The sequence below is a fragment of the Dorea sp. AM58-8 genome (genome assembly GCF_003464045.1).
In the GTDB taxonomy this organism is placed as follows: Bacteria; Bacillota; Clostridia; order Lachnospirales; family Lachnospiraceae; genus Claveliimonas; species Claveliimonas ammoniilytica.
The window spans coordinates 1-20,374 of record NZ_QSDM01000020.1; the positions used below are offsets into that span (position 1 = coordinate 1).

A 20,374-nucleotide genomic window follows, 5' to 3' on the forward strand; every position below is an offset into this window, starting at 1 on the left:
GTATCTCGTTCCTTTATATTCTTTTGAGAACAAAAGTGGTCCCATGCCTAGTGCAAACTCTTCCACCTCTATACCATTTGCTTTTGCAATCAGAAAATGTCCCATCTCTGAAAGATCACGATAAAGCTGAACAATAATATTGCTATGATAATCCCCAATTTATGCCTCCCTGAATTGTAAGTATAACCTCATATCCTTATCGTTCTGCATCTGTTATTTGATCAGCCACAATGTCAGATAATAGATAATCGGTGCGGTAAAGATCACACTGTCAAAACGGTCTAAGATACCGCCATGACCAGGAATCAGCTTACCGTAATCTTTAATCTCATGATTTCTCTTAATCGCAGATGCTGACAAATCGCCAATCTGAGAGATCGCACCGCCGACGCCACAGATCACTGCGCAGAGTACCGGACTTACATCTGCACTTGCGAAATGATTCATACATGCCGCAAAAATCGCACCGAGAAGTGCTGCACCTACGACTCCGCCAACTCCGCCTTCAACAGATTTCTTCGGACTGAGGATCGGTGCCATCTTATGCTTGCCAATCAGCATACCAACACAGTATGCACAGGTATCGCATCCCCAGGAACTTAAGAATATCAGCCATACCATGACCGTTCCGTCCGGCAGGCATCTGGTCTGATATACAAATGACAGCATTACTGCTACATAGACCACACCAAAAAACGCCGTCATAACCTGCTCAGCCACAAACTTAGGATATGCAAATACATACACTGCCATCGCAAGCATCAATACCAGGATGATAAGCGGCATTATATATTCCATTTTATTCTGATACATTAAGATATAATACCCGATCGCGCCCAAATATCCTACTACACCAAGTGCCTGATTCTGCACCTTAACAGTTCTGTATAATTCCATCAGACCGATCAGGCTGGCTGCCAGAAGCACAGTATACAGCACAGGACCTCCCATGCCGACCGTGAGGATCAGTACTGCAACCAGTACAATTCCGCTTAACAGTCTTGTCTTAAACATTTTGCTCCTCCTTCACACCACCAAAGCGTCTGTCCCGCTTATTATACTGCTCGATCGCTTTAATAAGTTCTTCTTTCGTAAATGCCGGCCAATGCACATCGGTAAAATAAAACTCCGTATATGCAAGTTGCCACAGCAGGAAATTTGAAAGTCTCTGTTCCCCGCTGGTACGGATCAGAAGATCCGGATCCGGAATCCCATGGGTATCCAGATAGCGTTCGATCACGGCTTCCGTAATCTCTGCCGGATCCTGCTTGTTATCCACACAATCCTGCGCAAGTCTGCGGATACCTCGCACGAGTTCATCCCTGCTTCCATAATTGATTGCGATCTGGAAATTCAGTCCACCATTATTCTTTGTTGCCTCTTCCAGCTCCAGAATACGGCTTCTGATATCTTCATCCAGTCTGGTAATATCTCCGATCACACGGACTTTCATATCATTTTTCGAAGCCGTTGTAAGGCATGTCTTCATATAACGACGCAACAGATTCATCAGTGCATCTACTTCATCCTGCGGACGATTCCAGTTCTCTGTGGAAAATGCATACACGGTCAGATACTTAATTCCCAATCTCCACGCCTCTTCACAGATTCTCTCCACATTCTTACTTCCCTGTGCATGCCCATAATTACGCGGCATGCCTTTGGACTTTGCCCACCGGCCATTTCCATCCAGAATTATTGCCACATGCTGTGGTACATTCATATCTTATCCTCCTGACTCATTGCAATGCAAAGGGAGACGAGACACACGCCCCGCCCCCGATATTGCGATGTTCCTAAACTGTCATTACCTCTTTGGACTTCTCATCAACAGCTTTATCTACTTCTTTGATGTATTTATCTGTAACCTTCTGAAGTTCTGTCTCCAGATCCTTGATCTCATCCTCTGATACATCACTGCCCTTCAGTTTCTTGAATGCATCATTACCATCGCGTCGGATATTTCTGACAGCAACTTTTGCCTGCTCGCCTTTTTTCTTAACGTCCTTCACCAGTTCTTTTCTTCGATCCTCAGTAAGTTCCGGGAATACCAGACGTACAACCTGTCCATCATTGGTAGGGTTGATGCCGATATCTGACATGTTGATCGCTTTTTCAATCTCTTTGATCATGCTCTTCTCCCATGGCTGGATCACGATCATACGAGCCTCCGGAACAGAAATGTTACCAACCTGCTGAATCGGTGTAGGTGTTCCATAATAATCTACTGTCAGCTTGTTCAAGATATTAGGATTGGCACGTCCTGCACGGATTGTCATCAGTTCTGACTCCAGACTTGCCAGTGTCTTTTTCATCTTACTTTCGTATACGCTTACCTGTTCACTCATTCTAAAATCCTCCTCAATACTATACGGTTACTTTCGTACCGTTAAACTTACCTGATACGGTATTGACAATACTGTTCTCTTCATTCAGACCAAATACAAGCATCGGCATCTTATTCTCCAGACAGAGGATCGATGCTGTCAGGTCTATCGCCGCCAGTTTCTGATCAATAATGTCCTGAATAGAAAGCTCATCATACTTCTTCGCCTCCGGGTTCACCTTCGGATCACTGTCATAGATACCGTCAATCGCCTTGGCAAGCAGCATCGTATCTGCTTCGATCTCGATGGCACGAAGAACAGCTCCTGTATCCGTTGAGAAATACGGATGACCTGTACCACCTGCGAAAAAGATTACCTTACCTTCATCCAATGCTTTCAGAGCACTGTCCTTCGAAAACAGTGTAGTAAATGCGCCACATACAAAAGGTGTAAACACCTCAGTCTTCATACCTACATGACGAAAAATATCAGATACATAGATACAGTTCATTACTGTTGCCAGCATACCGATCTGATCTGCCTTGGTACGGTCGATTGTCTCACTGGTACGTCCTCTCCAGAAGTTACCGCCTCCTGTAACGATCGCCACCTGCATACCGTCGTCCACAAGCTGCTTTACCTGTTTGGCAACGCCGATACAGGTTGCTTCATCAAATCCTGTTTTCTTATCCCCTGCAAGGGCCTCTCCACTTAATTTTAATAACACTCTTTTCATAAGTCTGCTCCTTGTTCTTCATTTGTCTGCAAAGCACTGCATACTTAATAGTAAGTATAGCACAGATCTGTGCAGATTAGCAATTTATCTATATAATTTCTTTCTGTTCAAAATACCGGATCAGTGCATCTGCACAGCGGTCTACTCCAATATCGGAAGTATTAAGGATCATATGGTAGTTATTCACATCTCCCCATGCTTTGCCTGTATGTTCATAATAATACTCAGAACGCTCTGCATCCGTTGTATCCAGCTTCTTCGCAGCCTCTTCTTCGGATATATTCTCCTTCTTCATAATCCGCGCGATACGATCCTTACGGTCTGCACACACATATATATTAAATACATTCTTCTGATCCTTCAGAATCTCAGAAGCACATCTTCCCAGTATAATGCACGGCTTCATAGCCAGTTCCTTAATAACTGCTGCCTCTGAATCATAGGAATTACTGCACATTTTTTCTTCCACATGTGTCTTATCATACACAGGAATCCCAAGTTGCTCAGACAACTCTCCTGCTATCTGGCTTGCACCGGTTCCGTATCTTCTGCTTATTGTAATTACAAGTTTCATAAGCCTGTCCTCCTTTGTAATGTCCAAAACACAAGCCCATTATAACATATCCTTTTCAAAATGGAATAGAAATTATGACACAAAGTCCTGCTCCGCAAATAACGCATTGACTGCTGATTCGTACACCGGAAGCCGCTCTGCCTTACGGATCTTCTTCGCATATTTTGCAGAATCAGTAAAATGCTGTGCCAGATAATACCATAATTCTTTCATCTTAAAGAGCACCACGCGGTCGCCCGGCATATGCTCTCTGTAAGCCTCATACATCCGGTCATGATATTCCCGGATCTGCTCTTTGGACGGCGCAGCTTTCCCTTTCAGCATTCCTGCCAGTCCGGGATTCACAAGCAATCCTCTTCCAATCATGACTTTATCCGTATCCGGATATGCCTTCATAAATGTCTTATAAGACGTCACATCTGTAATATCTCCGTTATAGCAAAGTGGTGCTTTTCCATGCTCCACAGCGTATGTATACCACTCCATATTCGGATGATTCCGATAATAATCTTTCTGTGTACGCGGATGCACAATCAGTTCCTTTAACGGATATTTGTTGTAGATTTCCAACAGTCTCTCAAATTCTTCCCCATCTTCTACTCCGATCCTTGTCTTCAGTGAAATCTCACATTCTGTTCTGGCAAATACCTCTTCCAGAAAATGATCCAGTTCCTCCGGTTTTGCTAAAAATCCCGAACCACGATACTTAGTCACAACAGTCTTAGACGGACAGCCAAGATTCAGATTCAGTTCCGTATATCCATATTCCCGCAGTGTCCGTTCTACCGCCAGAAAGCAGTCTGCCTGATTCGTCAAAATCAGTCGGTCATTTTTTGCGGACAGTTCATACATGCTATCCTTTTCTGTTCTCTGCTCCTGCGTTTGCTCTCGTTTGATTTCTCCCTCCGTATCTTCTTGGCACAAGCAGGACAATACCTTGATGCACCAGAGCCCGGGACATATTCAACGCCGCACACCGTACAATTTTTAGCGGGCATTGCTGCCCACCGTTTTGTAGGTATGATATGTAATTCATCGACAAAGCCGATGAATTTATAGTAAATCTTGATTTCCTGCTTCACTGTTCCGTCTGCCATCTTCTCACGCTCCGAAACAAGTATCTTGTCTATGAGTGCGTTTATAACTGTTGCATCCAGTTCTTTTAAGCCTTGATAATTTCGGATAAGGGCGAGGAAGTCACGGATTCCCCGTGATTTCTCGTAGCTTTCATTAAGAGTTTCCGTCACCTCTTTCAGCCTTGCTTCAATTTCAAGCTGCTCTTTCTGGTATTTCCCCGACATCATCTCAAAATTCCGCTCGGTAATACGCTCCATGACCTTATCCTCGTAGAGAGAGGAAAACAGCCTGTCCAGTTCCGCAAGGCGTTTGTTCAGCTTCTTACGTTCTTTCTCTAATGCTTTCGCCCTGCTCTGGTCTGTTTCCGTGAGCCGCTTTTCTATGGCCCTGACCGCCTTTTCATCATTCACTGCCATATCCGCAAAACAGTTGATGTCGGCAAGAACGGCATTGAATAAATCCCTTGCTTCTATATTGTGGGCACTACACTCGCTTCTTCCGTTTCTTGCATAATTATTACATGAATACTGTACACAGTCGATAATCTCTGGGCGTTTCCTCCTGTGTACGTTCATTGCCCGCAGAGCACATCCGCAGTCCACACACTTGATAACGCCTGCAAAAATATTTACAAATCCTCCCTTGTTCTGTGGAAGCCTACGACTTGTAATAAGCTGTTGGACAATATCAAATTCCTCCTGCGTGACTATTCCCTCATGGGTATTGGGTATCACTTCCCATTCTTCGGGCAGCTTAGAGGGGCGTTTCTTGCTTTTCATATTGGCGGCAATCCGTTTGTAGCCTACAAGATTTCCCGCATATATCGGGCTTCTTAAAATGCTCCTCACGCTGTTCCCACTCCAAATATAGCGTTTGTCCTCGTTCCCCTCAAAATGACGTTCAAAGCCTGTTTCGCCACGCTCCGCCGCATAAGCGGCAGGGCGTAGGATATGCTGTTTATTAAGATGTCTGCAAATTTTGGCAACTCCATTCCCTTTTAATGCAAGGTCGAATATCTCTTTTACAACATGTGCCACTTTATCATCTATCAGCAGATGGTTGTGGTCGGCAGGGTCTTTGATATAGCCATAAGGGGCGGTAGTTCCCATGAATTTCCCCTGTTGAAACCTCGCCCGATATGCCGATTTTATCTTAACAGATATGTCAGCGGCATACATTTCGTTTAAAATGTTGCGGAAAGGCGTGATGTCCATAGCAGATTTATTCAAGGTATCTACGCCGTCATTGACCGCTATATACCTCACGTTATGCTCTGGGAAGAAAACTTCCAGATATAACCCACAATCAAGATAGTTTCTCCCCAGACGGGATAAATCTTTCGTAATCACGCAGTTTATCAGACCGCTTTCAATGTCTTTTATCATATTCTGGAAACTTGGTCTTTGGAAATTTGTACCAGAATAACCATCGTCCACATACGTTTTTGCTATGTGCCATCCCTGCTTTTTCACATAATCCGTGAGGATGGATTTCTGTGTCGCAATGCTCGCACTCTCGTTATCCGTACCATCGTCTTTAGATAAGCGGCAATAAATGCCGACTAAATAGATTTTCTTTTCTTCTTTGATTCCTGCCATACTGTAAAACCTCCGTATCTGTCCTATCTGTTTTCATGTCCCATTGCGTACATTCTAAGCGGACAGCCCCTCATTGTCGAGGTGTCGCCCTCGGCAATCTTCTTCCGAATATCCTCGGAGATAATCGGGACAAACGCTTCTGTAACGGTCTGTGTGCCGACATATTCACGGCTGATTATCATCTGCACTGGTGCTTTTGGCACGATACGCTTTCTCTTTTTATCTGCTTTCTTATCCTCGCCCATACTTAAATCTTCCTTTCCAGACAGGGCAGGGAAGAGTTTGGAAATGTCCCCGCCCTGCCAATCAGATACCATTAATCCTCGCTGTTTAATTCTTTCTGTAATGCTTTAAGGAGTGCCGCCGCTTCATCAGCGTTCAGCGTGATTCCCTTGCCGCACTTTTCACGGTTCGGGGAAAAGCTGCGGATGTCATACTTCGGCTCTTTCCCATTCCATGAAATGAGATTGATTTCCTTTGTGTAGCCACTGTCGCCCGTAGACAATACTGCGATTTCCTTTACGATTTCATACTGGATTTCTCTCATTCTCCATACCTCAACTCTCTGTATTTACTTCCCGAAAAAAGAAGATTAGCGGCTGTCACGGTTGCGTTTCCTCTGCAACTCACGCTCCAAAAGTTTGATGATGGTTTCCTCCATCTGCTTCGGCGTTGTGTTCTTCGGAAAGTATTTTTTCAGCTTGCTTGTGTTGATTTTCAAGGTTTCTTTCTGGTTGCCCTTTTCCTCCGTCATAATCGCAAATATCGTATCCATGTCAAGCCGCCCGCTCTGGCTTAACTGTTTCATCCGCTGTGCCTGTGAGAGTGAGGGCGTTGCTTCTTCGCTCTCCATCGTGGCAAAGAGGTTTTCCTGCTCGTCTTTCTTCAAGAAGGACAGTTCCACCGCAGGCGTGAGGGCGATTTTCCCCTCGTCCACCATCTGCAAAATCGGCGGTATCAGTTCCGTCAGGCGGATAAAACGCTGCACGGTCATCCTGCCCACGCCGAAGCCCTGTGCCACCTTGTCGTCCGTCCGCAACTTCGTCACAACTTGTGACGAGGTTAAGTCTGTGCGGAAACCCTGCCGCTTCATGGCTTCGGATTTCATCTTGTAAGCAAACGCCCGCTCCGATGGCAGGATATTCTCACGCTGCAAATTGCTGTCTACAAGGGTGATGATGGCTCGGTCACGGTCTAAGGGCAGGACAAACGCAGGCACGGTATTTATCCCTGCAAGTTCAGAAGCACGGACACGCCGCTGTCCTGCAATCACTTCATAACCGTCCCCGTCCTCTTTCGGGCGTGTGATTATCGGCGTGACAATGCCAAATTCCTTGATGCTTTCCGCAAACTCTGACAGTGTTTCATCTTCTGCCACATGAAACGGATTGTCGGGGAACGGGTACAAGTCTTTGGTCTTTAACACCTTAAAATCCTGTTTCTTCATTCACATATCTACCTTTCTTTCGCTCTGCTTCTATGATTTTTCTGCAATTCTTCCAACACTTCGGGCGGTATTTTTGACAGCAGCCGCCCCATCTGCTCGTTGGTTCTCTGCAATTCAAATATCTTCTGATTCGCTTTCTGCACCTTTAGTTCCTGCTCGTACTTTTCATCACGCATACGCCCCGCATAGTCTGATTCCTGCCCAATTCTCTCTTTCAAACTGTCGATATACGCCTGCTGTTTCCCGATTTCCTTAGAGAATTTCTCCACGTCTGGCAGCCATGCAGAGAGTAAATCTAACGCTTTATCCCTTTTCTTCCCTGCGTTAAAGGCGTTGATGTCGGATAGGGCAGACACGATTTCTTCATACTGTTTATCAAGCCTGCCGCCTAATTTATAGAGCCATGTGGGGACGTGTTTCCGCTTGGTTTCCATTGAGGACTGCCCCCGTTCAAGCTGATTCCACCGTGAGGACATCCGCTCATGGTAGGCGGTCTGCCACTCGGATAATGATTTCTGGTTGCCTAAGATAGCTTTCGCTGACAGCTTATTGTCTGGCGTAATCGGCACAAAGCAGAGGTGCATATGGGGCGTTCTCTCGTCCATATGGACGACAGCGGAGAGGATATTCTGCTTTCCAACACGCTCCGAAATGAAGTCAAGAGCCGTCTGGAAATACGCTTTTTGTTCTTCGGGCGGTAACTGGTTCATAAATTCTGGTGAAGCTGTGATGAGCGTTTCCACCATCATCACGCTGTCTTTCCTTGTCCTGCACCCCGCTTCGGCTACCATGCGGTTAATCTCTTTCTTGTAGGTGTACTTTGGTGGTGCTATGAGATGGTAATTGTTTTTAGAGCGTTCCATATCTATATCTGGGTTGCTTTTGTAGGCTTCTTTCTTCCGCTCGTTGTGGCGTTCACAAGCCGCAACGCCGCCCGCTTTTCGTTTCTGGAAACGCAGGATTGCATAAGGCATAGGCGGATTCCTCCTTTCTTTCGGCGGGTGACCGTCCTTTGGGGTGACAGCGGTGACGGTGGTGACAGCAGTTTTGGGATACCCCCTGCCGACTGCCGCAACTGTCACCCTCACCCCCTGCATGACGGTCATGTCGATGATGACGGTGTTTTTGGGATACCCCCCTCGCAAGAGCCGTCACCGTCATGCCGCCATTCTTTTATCCGAAGCCGTAAGGCGTAGGATAGCAGGGCACAGCCCTGCCTTAAGGGAGTCCAGAGGGAACGTCTGGCACACGACTTTGCAGGGCAAAGTGTAGTGTGTTACACCCTGTAAACGCAGTCGGAAAAATCGGAATGATTTTTCTGACCGCAGGGGTGGTTTTACACGACCGAAAAGGGCGAGTAAATCTCACGCCTGCATTTTGCGTTTACGGGGTGTTCTCCCGTAGGGATGACAGCGGCAGGGTATCCTAAAATCACTGTCACCACCGTCACTGCTGTCACCCGCAGGGCAGAGCCGCCAGCTTTACATGGCTTTAAGCGTCAATGACAGTAACAGGGGGGTATCCTAATATCGCTGTCACCACCATCACCGCTGTCACCCGCCCTCCTTGCAAGGGCAATCCGCCTGCCGTCTTTCCTGCGGCTGTACTGGTAGCAGATACGGTTCTCGCTTAAAAATGTGGTGCGGTATTCATTCAGCCATTTCGTAATCACCGTGGGTATGGTTTCCGTTTCCCCCATAGCGGCTAACAGTTCCGTTGCCGTGCCTATCCATTCTTCCTTATCCCTCATAAAATCCACCAACCGAAAAAGGACATCTGGTATCGTTTCTTTCGCAAGCTGCTCCTGCGTTTTCCGCTCCACAAGCTCCCAACGGCAATCACGGAAACGCAGCGTGTATTCCTGATAAGGCGTGTCCCTGCCCGTCACATACAGCTTGGCGGTGTCAGACGCACGTTTCTCCTTTTCCAGAACAAAGGTAGCGTCCGCACTCCCCGTTAATCCTGTCGTCCCAGACACCTTGTTGAACACGTCGCTGTCATTCTGCTTTCGGATGTGGTGTACGACAATGACCGCCAGAGAGTGCCTGTCGGCAAAGTCTTTGATGAGGGAGATGTCCCCATAGTCGCTTGCATAGGCATTGTCTTTTGAAGCTGTACGGACTTTCTGCAAGGTATCAATGACAATGAGCCTGCTGTCTGGGTAATCTTTCAGATAATCTTCAAGCTGCACGATAAGACCGTCTGACAGCTTGCAGCTTGCCACGGCAAAGTGGAGCCGCCCGCTTGCTTCGTCCGTCAAACGAAATAACCTGTCCTGTATGCGGCAGAACGTGTCCTCAAGGCAGAGGTAAAGCACATCGCCCTCCATTGTCGGCATATCCCATAAAGGGATTCCCTGCGACACGCATAAGCATAGCTTCAGCATGAGCCAGCTTTTGCCTATCTTCTGTGAGCCGCAGAACAGCGATAAGCCTGTCGGGATAAGGCTGTCCACCACAAAGGATGGTTTCTCAAGCGGTTCATAAAGGAGCGTTTCGGCGTTGACTGTCTGTAACTTCTGCATGGCTTTCCTCCTTTCGGGCGGTGTCTTTGTTTTCGTTGCACATAGGCGTTGACCTCCTTAAAAATAGATTTACTCCCACGGAAAAAAGTGAGAGTATGTAATGCCGCCAATCCCACACAAATAAAAAACAGATTTCTTTTTCGGGCGGTGTCGGTCACGGTTGGAGATATTTCTTCAATTTCCGCCTTTACTTTCTCCTTTGCAATCGCAACAGATTTCTGTATTGCCGAAGCGGTGCAATGCTCCATAGCGGCGATTTGGTAAAAATTGAACTCATACTCGTAGTAGAGCAGGAAACGCCGCCTTTGTATCTCTGGAAGGCTCCCAACCGCCTTATAGAGCGTTTCATTCCGTTCTTCCTCAACCATGCGTTCATCAAGGCTCTTAGGCACACGCAACGCCCGTCTGTAAAGGGTTTCGTCCCATACCTCGTTAAACTCCCTGTGCCGCTCGTCCCATTAGAAAAGATTCCTGTTCCTGCGCTCCATCTGCCGAAACTCCATAAAGAACTGTTCCGACACTTCCAACTCGTGGGATTTGCCCTGCCCGTCCTTAAAGCTGATAAAATACCTTGTGCCGCTTTCCGTGGATTCCTCCCGAAGCGTGTACGCCTTAACTCTGTATGCCATCCCGCTTGCCTCCTGCAAAAAATAAGTGAGGGGATTTCCATCCCTCACCCAGTAGCCCGCAGGACGGCAGGCTGTTTTAGACGCTATAAAATTTTCGTAGCTTCTTCCGCAGATGGTCTAACCTCGCATAGATGGCACCAGTCGTCAAATGCACGAGCGGGGCAATCTCCTTTGTGGAATACCCCTGCATTTTCAGCAGGACGATTTTCAAGGTACGCCCGTCCACCGCGACTAATACTTGATAGAGATTTTCGCTCTCAATCTCGTCCAGTAACTCCGCAACCGTACCCACTTCCGTCTGCCGCTCCCTGTCTGCCATGTCCTCAAGGTATTCCGCAATGTCATTCGTCCATCGGTAAAACCGCCTGTTGGAATTGAAGTCTGCCCTGTCCGCAATGCGTATCTGCTCAATGGTCGCTTCATCAACGCCGCACTCACGCAGCAGCTTTTCCTCCGCTTCTTTCCAGATACGCCATTTCCTGTCCTCCCGTCCGTGGTTATATGCCATGCTTCTTTTCCTCCAATCAGAATTGATTGAGAGGGCAGAGAAAAACCCCCTCATTTTCCCAAAGGAAAAAACAAGGGGCTGAACGCCTTAAATTTTAATTTTCTATTATCTTTCTTAGTTTTCTTAGGATTCTGGCTTTGCGTTTGTTCACAACGCTCTGGGTTATGCCGAACCTCGCCCCGACTTCACGCTCAGAAAGTCCGTCAAAAAAGATTGCCTGTATCAATTCCTGTTCACTATCCGACAGCAAAGGCAGGGCGGCTTTCAGCCTGTCCACCATAACCGCATTGACAACGGTTTCCGCAATGTCTGCCGCTTCATCAGCGATAAAGTCTAAAGGCTTCCCCTCGCTGTCCGTAAATCCATCCAGAGAAAGCAGGCTGTTCTTCGTATCTAATTTTTTCAGATAACGCCACCGTTCCTTATCTCGGTAGAAGTCCGTGTATTGCTCCCTCACGACTTCAAGCAGACAGCCTTGAATGGGGATAAACAGCTTGTCCATATAGGTCTGGTCGGATTCCCTGCGGCGGCAGAAATCCGTATAGGACAGTTCCACATATCTGCCGCTTTCCTTGATATATACCTTTCTCGGTGCGTATTTCACTGTAAGTACCTCCCATCTGAATTTTTGAAATGTTCAAAATCCAGATGGAGAGGTGGCGAACGACACCTAACACCACTAATAGCCCTATGGCACTTTCCAACAAAAATCGACAAAAGAAAAACCGCAAAGGCTCTATGACCTTTACGGTTATGGGAAATATTAATTCTGTTGTATGGAGATTGTACTTCTACATTCAAGGCAGGAAGTGCCGTTGCATAGGCAGAAATTTTTTTAACTGGTTTCCTGCCGTTCTCTGATATGCTATGTATTGATAAATTTTGCTTCGTATGAGCAGATAGATAACTGCCCGAAAAAAGGACATAAAAAAATCCCTCCAAATTTAAAAACAAATTCAGAGGGTAATTTAGGGTATAACAAAATAACCCACCCGAATATCGTTTTTTTTATTTGGTGAGTTTGTTCTTTCAAATACGAAACAAATGCTCATGTACGGTAAAGTATCACAAGAAAATTATGTCGAATTGACAGCCGCCTCCGCTATACCGAATAAGGAAATAAAGAGTCCTCAAATTTTGCGCTACTAAATGAAGACGAGCGGAAGTAATCTCCCGCTCGTCAGTAAACTTAACTATGCCATATCAATCCCGCTTCTTTCCCGCCACCGGCACTAAGAACAGCGCGGGCAACAGCAGGAAAGCGGTACAGACCAGCCCCCAGGGTATGGACACCTGCTGGGCTACCAGCCCCACAATAGGCCCGCCGATGATCTGCCCGAAAGAGTCCAGCTGTCCGCTGGTGGAAAAGACTGTGGCGCGCATTTTCTCATCCACTTGGTCGTTCATCCAGGCGGCCAGCACAGGCTCCTTGATGGTGCGCATAAGCCCCGCCAGCAGGAACACCAACAACATGAACCAAAAGCTCCGCCCCACCGCGAAGAGAACCAGGAACAGGATATACCCGGCGCTGGTGGACATGACCACACTGGTTCGGCTGACAGTCCCTTTTTTCTCCATGCGGGCGATGAGCAACTGAGAAGCCAGAATACCTAAGCCGTTGCCGATAAGACTGATAACACCGAACCAAGTGACGCTGTTCAGCGGCCCGATAACGGGTATTACCGTGTCATCCAGAAAATGAGCGGTGGAGAGCCGGTCAAAGCCTTCACTGGCAAGTCCCCCGCATAGTGTGATTGCTAAGAGCGCCAGCAACACAGGTGCGCCTTTCACAAAGCCCAGGTTGAGCTTGAACAGGCAGACAAAGTCTTTAAGCAAGCCCTGCCGTTCCTCAATAGCAGGGGAGAAGTTGGTTTCTGGCATGATGCGAACCATCACCAGCCCCAACAACAAGCACAAACTGCCCCCCAAGATGAGAGGCATTTGCAGGTTTATGTTTCCCAGCAGTGTGCCCAGCACCACGCCCAGAACGCCGCCGATTTGCCCCATTTGACTGCCCCGCAGGAACACCTTGTCTATGGGTTTGTCCTCTTCCTCCGAGGCAATCCACGCCTCCAGAGCGCCGGTGATGAAGGTATCACCGCAACCCCAGACAACCTGGCCAGCAGAACCGGCGCGAACCACGGTAGCGCACCCTCCATCAGAAAGCCCAGGCCGTAGAGGAACATTCCAATCAGCACCGAGCGCCGACGGCTATACAAATCCGCCACCACACCGGTGGGCATCTCGAACAGAAAGCAGGAGGTCTCCTGAACCGTCCCTACCAGGACAAGCTGGAAAGCATCCAGCTGCACCACCTCCAGGTGGTACACGATGGAAAGCACTGTGGACATAGAAACCGCCAGGGAACAGACAAATCGGAACAGCAGGTAGACAGAATATGCCTTTGAATTTTTAGCAAACATGAAGTTACATTCTCCTTTCAAATCTCATTTTATATGACTTTTGCAAGCTGTTAAGCTAACTTGTGGAACATATGCCGAACCTTATCTATACGGCTATTCGGGCGGCGGGGTTGGCAAATAAATTTACCAATAGCTGGCTGGTATCCTTTTAACTCTGTCAAGCAGACTCCCTGCCCATTTGTGAAATAAGTTAAATCGTTCCTGTATTCTTGAATACATCTAGCAGGGATTTCTCCTTTCAGAATGACCTCGTCATTCTTTATCTGAGTACTTACAATATCTGCACAATACCTTGGAGCATCATGATACGCCCGTGAGAGATATTCCTGCGGTGCATAAATTTCAAAGTGGAGATATGGCTCTAATAGTTCTGTCCCTGCTTTTTTTAAAGCCTGCTCCAATACGATAGGGGAAAGCAGCCGAAAGTCTGCGGGGGTACTTACAGGACTATAATACAATCCATATTCAAAACAGATTTTACAGTCTGTCACTTTCCATCCATACAGCCCCTGCTCGCAGCCATAAAGAACCCCCTCCATAACCGCATTTTGGAACGATTGATTTAAATATCCAAGTGAAACTCTGCTTTCATACTGCACTCCGCTTCCAATAGGGAGCGGCTCTATGGACAACCCGACAGAAGCCCAGAAAGGATTTGGCGGGACTTCTATGTGGATGGTATATTCTGCTTTTCTAAGCGGTCTTTCCATATATATAACAGTAGGCTCTTTTATTTCTGCCTCCACATGATATTTTTCCTCAAGGATGGCACAAATGACTTCCATCTGCACATTCCCCAAAAAAGATAACATAATCTCATGGGTAACAGTATCAATGTCAAAATGCAAAAGAGGGTCTGTATCAGCAATCTCTGCGAGGGCATTTAACAGGGCTTCCCTTTGCTCCGGCTTTTGCGGCTCTACCGTTGTCCGAAGTAATGGCATGGGATTATCAATCCGTGTTTTGTGAGGCAGGAGTTTTTCATTTCCCAGGATATCGTTCAGTTTCAAAGTATCATCAGCTAAAATAACAATTTCTCCCGGACAGGCATGGTCAGCCGGGACGATTTCACCGTTTGTCGGAACACACATCTCTGTGATTTTTATTTTCTCTTTTTCAGATATTCTAATAACATCCCTCAAATGCAATGTTCCGCTATATATACGCACATAAACAAAACGCCGCCTTTTCTCTGAATATTCAATCTTAAAAACCTGCCCGCATAGTTCAGATTGACCTTCAGGCGTTGATGAATAAAATTTACTGGCAATTACTTCTATAAGCTGCCGAATCCCCAGATTGTTTTTAGCGCTTCCGTGATAAACGGGAAATAACGTTCCGTTTTGGAATCTCCTGTTTTCTTCCTGTTCCAGTTCTGACATTTTAAACGGTTTCCCTGACATATATTTCTCTAATAGTTCATCGTTTCCCATAATTACCGCATCCCACTGTTCCATATCGTCATTGTCCGTTACATTTATATGGGGATGCTGCCCAACCTTTTGCTTCACTATAATTTCCGAAGAAAGCTTTGCTTTCATTTCCCGATATACCATTGGCAAATCAATCCCCTCTTGGTCAATTTTATTGATGAAAAAAATTGTCGGAATCTTCATTATCTGTAGTGCATGAAACAGTATACGGGTCTGTGCCTGTATGCCATCCTTTGCAGAAACTAATAATACTGCTCCGTCTAATACGGATAAAGAACGGTATACTTCCGCCAAAAAATCCATATGGCCTGGCGTATCTATAATGTTGACTTTTACATCCTCCCACTGAAAAGATGTCACTGCTGTCTGGATAGTGATTCCCCTTTGACGCTCCAAATTCATTGTATCTGTCCTTGTTGTGCCTTCATCTACGCTCCCTAGTTCTGCAATTGCACCACTGGTATACAATAAACTTTCCGTTAATGTTGTCTTTCCTGCGTCAACGTGAGCCAGAATGCCTAAGTTAATTATTTTCATGTGATTTTCCTCCTATCAACACCCAAAAAAGGGCATAAAAATACCCAGTGATAAATACTCCTATCACTGGGTAAATAACTCCAATAGCCCCAAAACACTTATATGTTTTCGGGCATATAAAATTACATGATAAAAGTATTCTTAAACTGGGTACAAAAAACTAAGCCCCATATTAAAAGTGAAACGAGACTGCTACTTTTTGTTCCCACTATCAAATTGACAGTTTATTTAAGAATACCTTGCCGCATATTTATTAACTCCTTGTATAATACTGAATCTAATTATATTCCTTAACCCTTTATTTGTCAAGCTGACAAACTAAAGCAGAAAAAGCGGCAGGATTTCCCCCTGCCACTAATCATCTGTTTATGCAAAAATAATTTCCTTTTCCACAATCTCCCTCGCACAAGCCCTTATGTTATTGAGGCATCCTGTCCATTCTAAGGCGTTTTCTGCCTTTAGCTGTTCCGTTATGCCCTGTGCCTGTTTCATACCCTCTATGAGCCTTTCAAAGCGTTCCTGTGCCTGTCTGTTGATGTCGGCAAGGTAGGCGTTTAGCCTGCCGCTTGTAAGAAGATTGGTGTATGTAACTTTACGGTACTGTTTTAGATAATCTAAATGCCGTTGCCCCCAGATGCCTATTGCCTGTTCTTCTTCGGCGGGTACAGTTAAGCACGGTATCAAATAATCCCCTTGCCTTTCGTATTTGCCGCCCAGTTCCTCAAATAATGATTTTGCCATTGTCTGTTACCTCCACATTCTTTTTTATTTTGAATGTCCGCAAAATCCGTCCTACATCTGTGGGATCACATACATTCCTTTATTATGATCCGGCAAAATGTCATTCTTTTCTTTGGTACTAAGCTTCCCCTTCTGATTGGCCGCAATAAACGGTGTCATATATTTATCAATATCCGGAAATACTGCCCGACTCACATTTCGATGCAGATATCCGGTAATTCCTTCCATTGGTGCATAATATAATTCCATTTTCTCTCCTGTTATCCCAGCTGCAGTTTTGTCTGACACGACTTACTGCCAAAAAACGCAGGAGCATTTTCCTGCGTTTTATCTTGATTTTATCTTAACACTTATTTTCGCTTTCTTAAATCTCCACATCAAACGGAAGTAAATCCAAAATATCTTTCTGCTGATCCACACCCGGATATACTTCGATCAGTTTCAGTCCCTTCGGTGTCAAACGGAACACACAACGCTCTGTCACATACAGAACTTTCTGACCGTTCTCGATCGCACGTTTGGCTGAGAAGCTGACGCTGTTCACTTTATCTACAAACTTCGGAACAGAGCCTTCCTTCTCGATCGTTACAACGCCTTTCTTCTGTGCCACTTCCAGTCCTTTGGCATTGAATGTCATGCAGAACACAACCGTCGGTGTCTTAGCCGTAATATTAGCAAATCCTCCAATTCCGGCAAATGCTCCCGGTCCTCTGTGAGCATTAACATTCCCCTGCTTATCTACTTCCAGCGCACCCATAAAGCAGATGTCCAGACCACCATTATCATACAGGTCAAACTGGTTCGCCATATCATATACGGATGCTGCACCAATCATCGCTCCAAAAGCTTCTCCTGACACCGGAAATCCTCCGATACCGCCTGACTCAACAGTCAGTGTGATCATATCCAGAATTCCATTTTTTCTCGCATATCTGGATACCATCTCCGGCAGACCAATTCCGATATTTACAATGTCGTCTACCCGAAGTTCCTTAGCTGCTCTTCTGCCAATAATATTGCCAGCTACACTGTTCTTAGAATGCTTCGAAGATACCGTATCAATCTTTTCATTCCAGGTATTCCACTCTTCATATGGAATCTCGAAGCTTCCGGTCAATGCCGTATATGCTTCGTTACGCTCCTCCGGTTCTGCTACTACGATCGCATCTACCAGACACCCCGGAATGATCGCATTACGCGGACGAGACGGCGTATCCACCAGACGGTCTACCTGCACAATAACCTTACCACGGTTCGCTTTAACGGCCTGACAAATAGACAGTGCGTCTCCTGACATAAACATATCATCGAATGTAATATTTCCCTTGCGGTCTGCTGCTGTACCCTTGATCAATGCTACTGTGATCTTCGGCAGTTTATAATAAAGGAATTCATCTCCATCCACCTCTACATGCTTCACCAGAGAATCATCGATCGAGATGCGGTTGATTCCAGGACCTCCTTTTCTAGGATCCACAAAGATATCCAGTCCGACTTTAGACAATGCTCCAGGAAGTCCGCCTGCCTGCGCACGGATTGCATGAGAAATGCATCCAAGAGGCAGATTATATGCTTCAAAGCGATCTTCTAATACTAATTTCTTAGTACTCATCATGGCGCCAAAATGCCCACAGATCAGACGATCCACAGCACCTTCGCGAATATATCTCTCTGCATTATGATCCTCGTCCCAGACGCCAAATCCGGCACTGGATATTATCGTCAAATGGGTCGGTGACTGCATTCTCTCGTATCTGCGGTAAATCGCCTCATGCAATTCAACCGGGTTCTCGATGCCAACAAATGAATTCACGCAGATGCAGTCCCCATCTCGGATCAGGCGGATTGCCTCATCCGAACTCATAATTTCATACATAAATCTTTCTCCTGTTCCATATTCTGATTACGTCGTATCTTTTTTATTTTAACTGATTCATGTATGTAAGTCCAGTTATTTCTTACGTTCTGCAAGTGTTGTAACTGCAAGATAGACCATTCCAAGTAGCACAATACTTCCAATTAACACTGCGATCATTTCAGATGTGCTCACCACGTGCCCGCGAAAGACCGGATTACAATCCAGTGTACCTGCAATTGCTGTCACTGCATCATCCGGAAACTTCTGATCTTTCATTTCTTCAAATACACCCCGGAGCATATGATTCTTCAGCAAAGAGGTACCATAGGTTCCCGGGAGATATGACAGAAATTTCTGCAGACCACTGCTAAAATTAGACATAGGCATATAGGCACCGCAGACAAATCCATATCCTGCACTCACGATCGTTCCGACAGCTGACAGCTGTCCCTGCGTCTTCAGCGGATAACAGATGATACTGGACAGCACTGCGCCAAATAATACTAACAGAATCACATCCAGAATGATCCAGGCAATATCTGTTCCATTCAGATACCATCCCATATGCTTCACATAAATCAGACACATCACTACTGCCAGAAAATTAACCATAAGCGAGTTCAACACCGTTGAGAAGAAATATCCGATATAAAGTGTCGGTCTGTGCACCGGTGATACATCAAAATCTTTTCTAGCACCACTTGCTTTATCCTGTATCATCGTCAGATTCACGCAGAAAGTCACAGTCACACAGCTGACTGCAAGCAGTGCCGCCGCAAGCTGTCCAGCTACCGTACCGTTCACCAGCTTTTCTGATACATTCATCACCCCTGGCAGAGCTGATTGCAAGGAATCCTTATATACATTCTGCAGAAATGTCGCATATAACACAATCAGAATGATTGGTGTGATCAGAGACGAAATCAGCATTCCTTTATCCCGGAAAAATAATTGACGGTTACGCTTAATCAATGCAAATACTGTTCTCATTTCTCATCACCTCCCAACGACTTACCTGTGACCGTCAAAAAGACATCGTCCATGCCTCCTTTTACCACTTCAAAATCACGGAATCTATCTTTATTCGCTGCGATCAGTTCCGCCGCCTCTGCCGTTGAAGCAACCGTAAGCTGATAACCGTCCCGGATCTCTTTATATTTCTTGCCCAGCAGCTTCACTTCATCTTCCGTCACTCCATACAGTAAAATGTAATCTTCCACATATTTTTCTTTCAGTTCGTGAGGCGTTCCCTCCGCCACAATACTTCCACTGTCCAGGATTACTACATAATCCGCCGTTGCAGCTTCCTCCATATAGTGAGTTGTAAGGAATACTGTCATCTGTTCCTTCTTACGCAGTTCTTCGATCACGCTCCAGATTATTTTCCTGGTCTGCGGATCAAGTCCTGTCGTCGGTTCATCCAGAATCAGAATTTCCGGTCTGTGAAGCAAGGCTCTTGCTATATCAATTCTTCTCCTCTGTCCGCCGGATAGCTTTCCAACCGGCCGGTTCAGATAATCATCAAACTTCAGTAACTCAATCAATTCTTTCAATCGATCATCAAATGCTTCCCCGGTAATACCGTATAATGCTGCCCTGCTTCTCAGATTTTCCTTCACAGTCAACGGTTTGTCCAATACACTATCCTGGAACACAAGCCCAAGCAGATACCGTTTATCCAGTCCTGCTTTCGTGCTGTCTGCACCGTGGATCTGCACCTCGCCGCTATCCTTGCCAAGTTGTCCGCAGAGGATGGATATCGTCGTACTCTTGCCTGCTCCATTTACTCCAAGGAATGCAAACAATTCCCCGCGCTTCACCCGGAAGCTTAAGTCTTTCACTGCATGTACATTGCCAAAAGATTTATTCAGCTCTCTTACTTCAATTACATTCTTATTCATAATGCTCTCCAATCATCTCATTCCCAGTTACAATTCTATTGTAGCAGATATTATTAAAAAG

Annotated in this window: 20 protein-coding genes and 3 pseudogenes; all 23 read right to left on the reverse strand. The window is 45.9% G+C overall.

Annotated elements, in window-relative coordinates; all coding sequences use genetic code 11:
* Nucleotides 1-105, reverse strand: a 105-nt coding sequence (locus DXA18_RS17485) for a site-2 protease family protein (RefSeq protein ID WP_442873210.1), incomplete at its 3' end; no start/stop codon positions are given.
* A gap of 108 nt (nt 106-213) precedes the next feature.
* Complete coding sequence (locus DXA18_RS12500; protein ID WP_118384180.1) at nt 214-1,014, reverse strand: phosphatidate cytidylyltransferase; 801 nt, start codon at nt 1,012-1,014, stop codon at nt 214-216.
* Nucleotides 1,007-1,723: an isoprenyl transferase gene (locus DXA18_RS12505; RefSeq protein WP_118384181.1), complete on the reverse strand. Its 717-nt coding sequence runs from the start codon at nt 1,721-1,723 to the stop codon at nt 1,007-1,009. Before DXA18_RS12505 ends, DXA18_RS12500 begins: the two co-directional genes overlap by 8 nt.
* A 73-nt stretch (nt 1,724-1,796) precedes the next feature.
* Nucleotides 1,797-2,348, reverse strand: coding sequence for a ribosome recycling factor (gene frr / locus DXA18_RS12510; protein ID WP_118384182.1), 552 nt, complete (start codon nt 2,346-2,348; stop codon nt 1,797-1,799).
* A 19-nt stretch (nt 2,349-2,367) separates the two neighbouring features.
* Nucleotides 2,368-3,063 (reverse strand): UMP kinase, encoded by a 696-nt coding sequence (gene pyrH, locus DXA18_RS12515; protein ID WP_118384183.1) that lies wholly within the window; start codon nt 3,061-3,063, stop codon nt 2,368-2,370.
* 88 nt (nt 3,064-3,151) lie between these two features.
* Nucleotides 3,152-3,637, reverse strand: a complete 486-nt coding sequence (locus tag DXA18_RS12520; protein WP_118384184.1) for a cytidylate kinase-like family protein — start codon at nt 3,635-3,637, stop codon at nt 3,152-3,154.
* 72 nt (nt 3,638-3,709) lie between these two features.
* Complete coding sequence (locus DXA18_RS12525) at nt 3,710-4,489, reverse strand: tRNA-dihydrouridine synthase family protein (protein ID WP_118384185.1); 780 nt, start codon at nt 4,487-4,489, stop codon at nt 3,710-3,712.
* Nucleotides 4,456-6,312 (reverse strand): recombinase family protein, encoded by a 1,857-nt coding sequence (locus DXA18_RS12530; protein ID WP_001820670.1) that lies wholly within the window; start codon nt 6,310-6,312, stop codon nt 4,456-4,458. Before DXA18_RS12530 ends, DXA18_RS12525 begins: the two co-directional genes overlap by 34 nt.
* Before the next feature lie 23 nt (nt 6,313-6,335).
* Nucleotides 6,336-6,557, reverse strand: a complete 222-nt coding sequence (locus DXA18_RS12535; RefSeq protein WP_442873209.1) for a stage II sporulation protein R — start codon at nt 6,555-6,557, stop codon at nt 6,336-6,338.
* A 71-nt stretch (nt 6,558-6,628) separates the two neighbouring features.
* A complete protein-coding gene (locus DXA18_RS12540) occupies nt 6,629-6,859 on the reverse strand; it encodes a YdbC family protein (RefSeq protein WP_001206986.1) in 231 nt (76 codons plus the stop codon).
* A 45-nt stretch (nt 6,860-6,904) separates the two neighbouring features.
* Complete coding sequence (locus DXA18_RS12545; protein WP_118384186.1) at nt 6,905-7,759, reverse strand: ParB/RepB/Spo0J family partition protein; 855 nt, start codon at nt 7,757-7,759, stop codon at nt 6,905-6,907.
* 8 nt (nt 7,760-7,767) lie between these two features.
* Complete coding sequence (gene mobV / locus DXA18_RS12550; RefSeq protein WP_001820668.1) at nt 7,768-8,733, reverse strand: MobV family relaxase; 966 nt, start codon at nt 8,731-8,733, stop codon at nt 7,768-7,770.
* A gap of 517 nt (nt 8,734-9,250) precedes the next feature.
* Nucleotides 9,251-10,283, reverse strand: a pseudogene (locus tag DXA18_RS12555) (AAA family ATPase).
* A 154-nt stretch (nt 10,284-10,437) separates the two neighbouring features.
* Nucleotides 10,438-10,912: pseudogene (locus DXA18_RS12560) on the reverse strand (RNA polymerase sigma factor).
* Between the two features lie 76 nt (nt 10,913-10,988).
* Nucleotides 10,989-11,420, reverse strand: a complete 432-nt coding sequence (locus DXA18_RS12565; RefSeq protein ID WP_002596253.1) for a sigma-70 family RNA polymerase sigma factor — start codon at nt 11,418-11,420, stop codon at nt 10,989-10,991.
* Nucleotides 11,421-11,514: 94 nt separating this feature from the next.
* A complete protein-coding gene (locus DXA18_RS12570; protein WP_002596252.1) occupies nt 11,515-12,024 on the reverse strand; it encodes a sigma-70 family RNA polymerase sigma factor in 510 nt (169 codons plus the stop codon).
* Nucleotides 12,025-12,623: 599 nt separating this feature from the next.
* Nucleotides 12,624-13,843, reverse strand: a pseudogene (gene tet(40) / locus DXA18_RS12580) (tetracycline efflux MFS transporter Tet(40)).
* A gap of 50 nt (nt 13,844-13,893) precedes the next feature.
* Nucleotides 13,894-15,813, reverse strand: coding sequence for a tetracycline resistance ribosomal protection protein Tet(O) (gene tet(O), locus DXA18_RS12585; protein ID WP_109215033.1), 1,920 nt, complete (start codon nt 15,811-15,813; stop codon nt 13,894-13,896).
* Nucleotides 15,814-16,179: 366 nt separating this feature from the next.
* Entirely contained in the window at nt 16,180-16,554 is a 375-nt protein-coding gene (locus tag DXA18_RS12590; RefSeq protein WP_001129922.1) for a TnpV protein, read from the reverse strand.
* Nucleotides 16,555-16,605: 51 nt separating this feature from the next.
* A complete protein-coding gene (locus DXA18_RS12595; RefSeq protein ID WP_118384187.1) occupies nt 16,606-16,803 on the reverse strand; it encodes a hypothetical protein in 198 nt (65 codons plus the stop codon).
* 115 nt (nt 16,804-16,918) lie between these two features.
* On the reverse strand, nt 16,919-18,430 hold the full coding sequence (locus tag DXA18_RS12600; RefSeq protein WP_118384188.1) for a CoA-transferase: 1,512 nt from the start codon (nt 18,428-18,430) through the stop codon (nt 16,919-16,921).
* Nucleotides 18,431-18,505: 75 nt separating this feature from the next.
* Nucleotides 18,506-19,402, reverse strand: a complete 897-nt coding sequence (locus tag DXA18_RS12605; protein ID WP_118384189.1) for an ABC transporter permease — start codon at nt 19,400-19,402, stop codon at nt 18,506-18,508.
* Nucleotides 19,399-20,313, reverse strand: a complete 915-nt coding sequence (locus DXA18_RS12610) for an ABC transporter ATP-binding protein (RefSeq protein ID WP_118384190.1) — start codon at nt 20,311-20,313, stop codon at nt 19,399-19,401. Before DXA18_RS12610 ends, DXA18_RS12605 begins: the two co-directional genes overlap by 4 nt.
* Between the last annotated feature and the right edge of the window lie 61 nt (nt 20,314-20,374).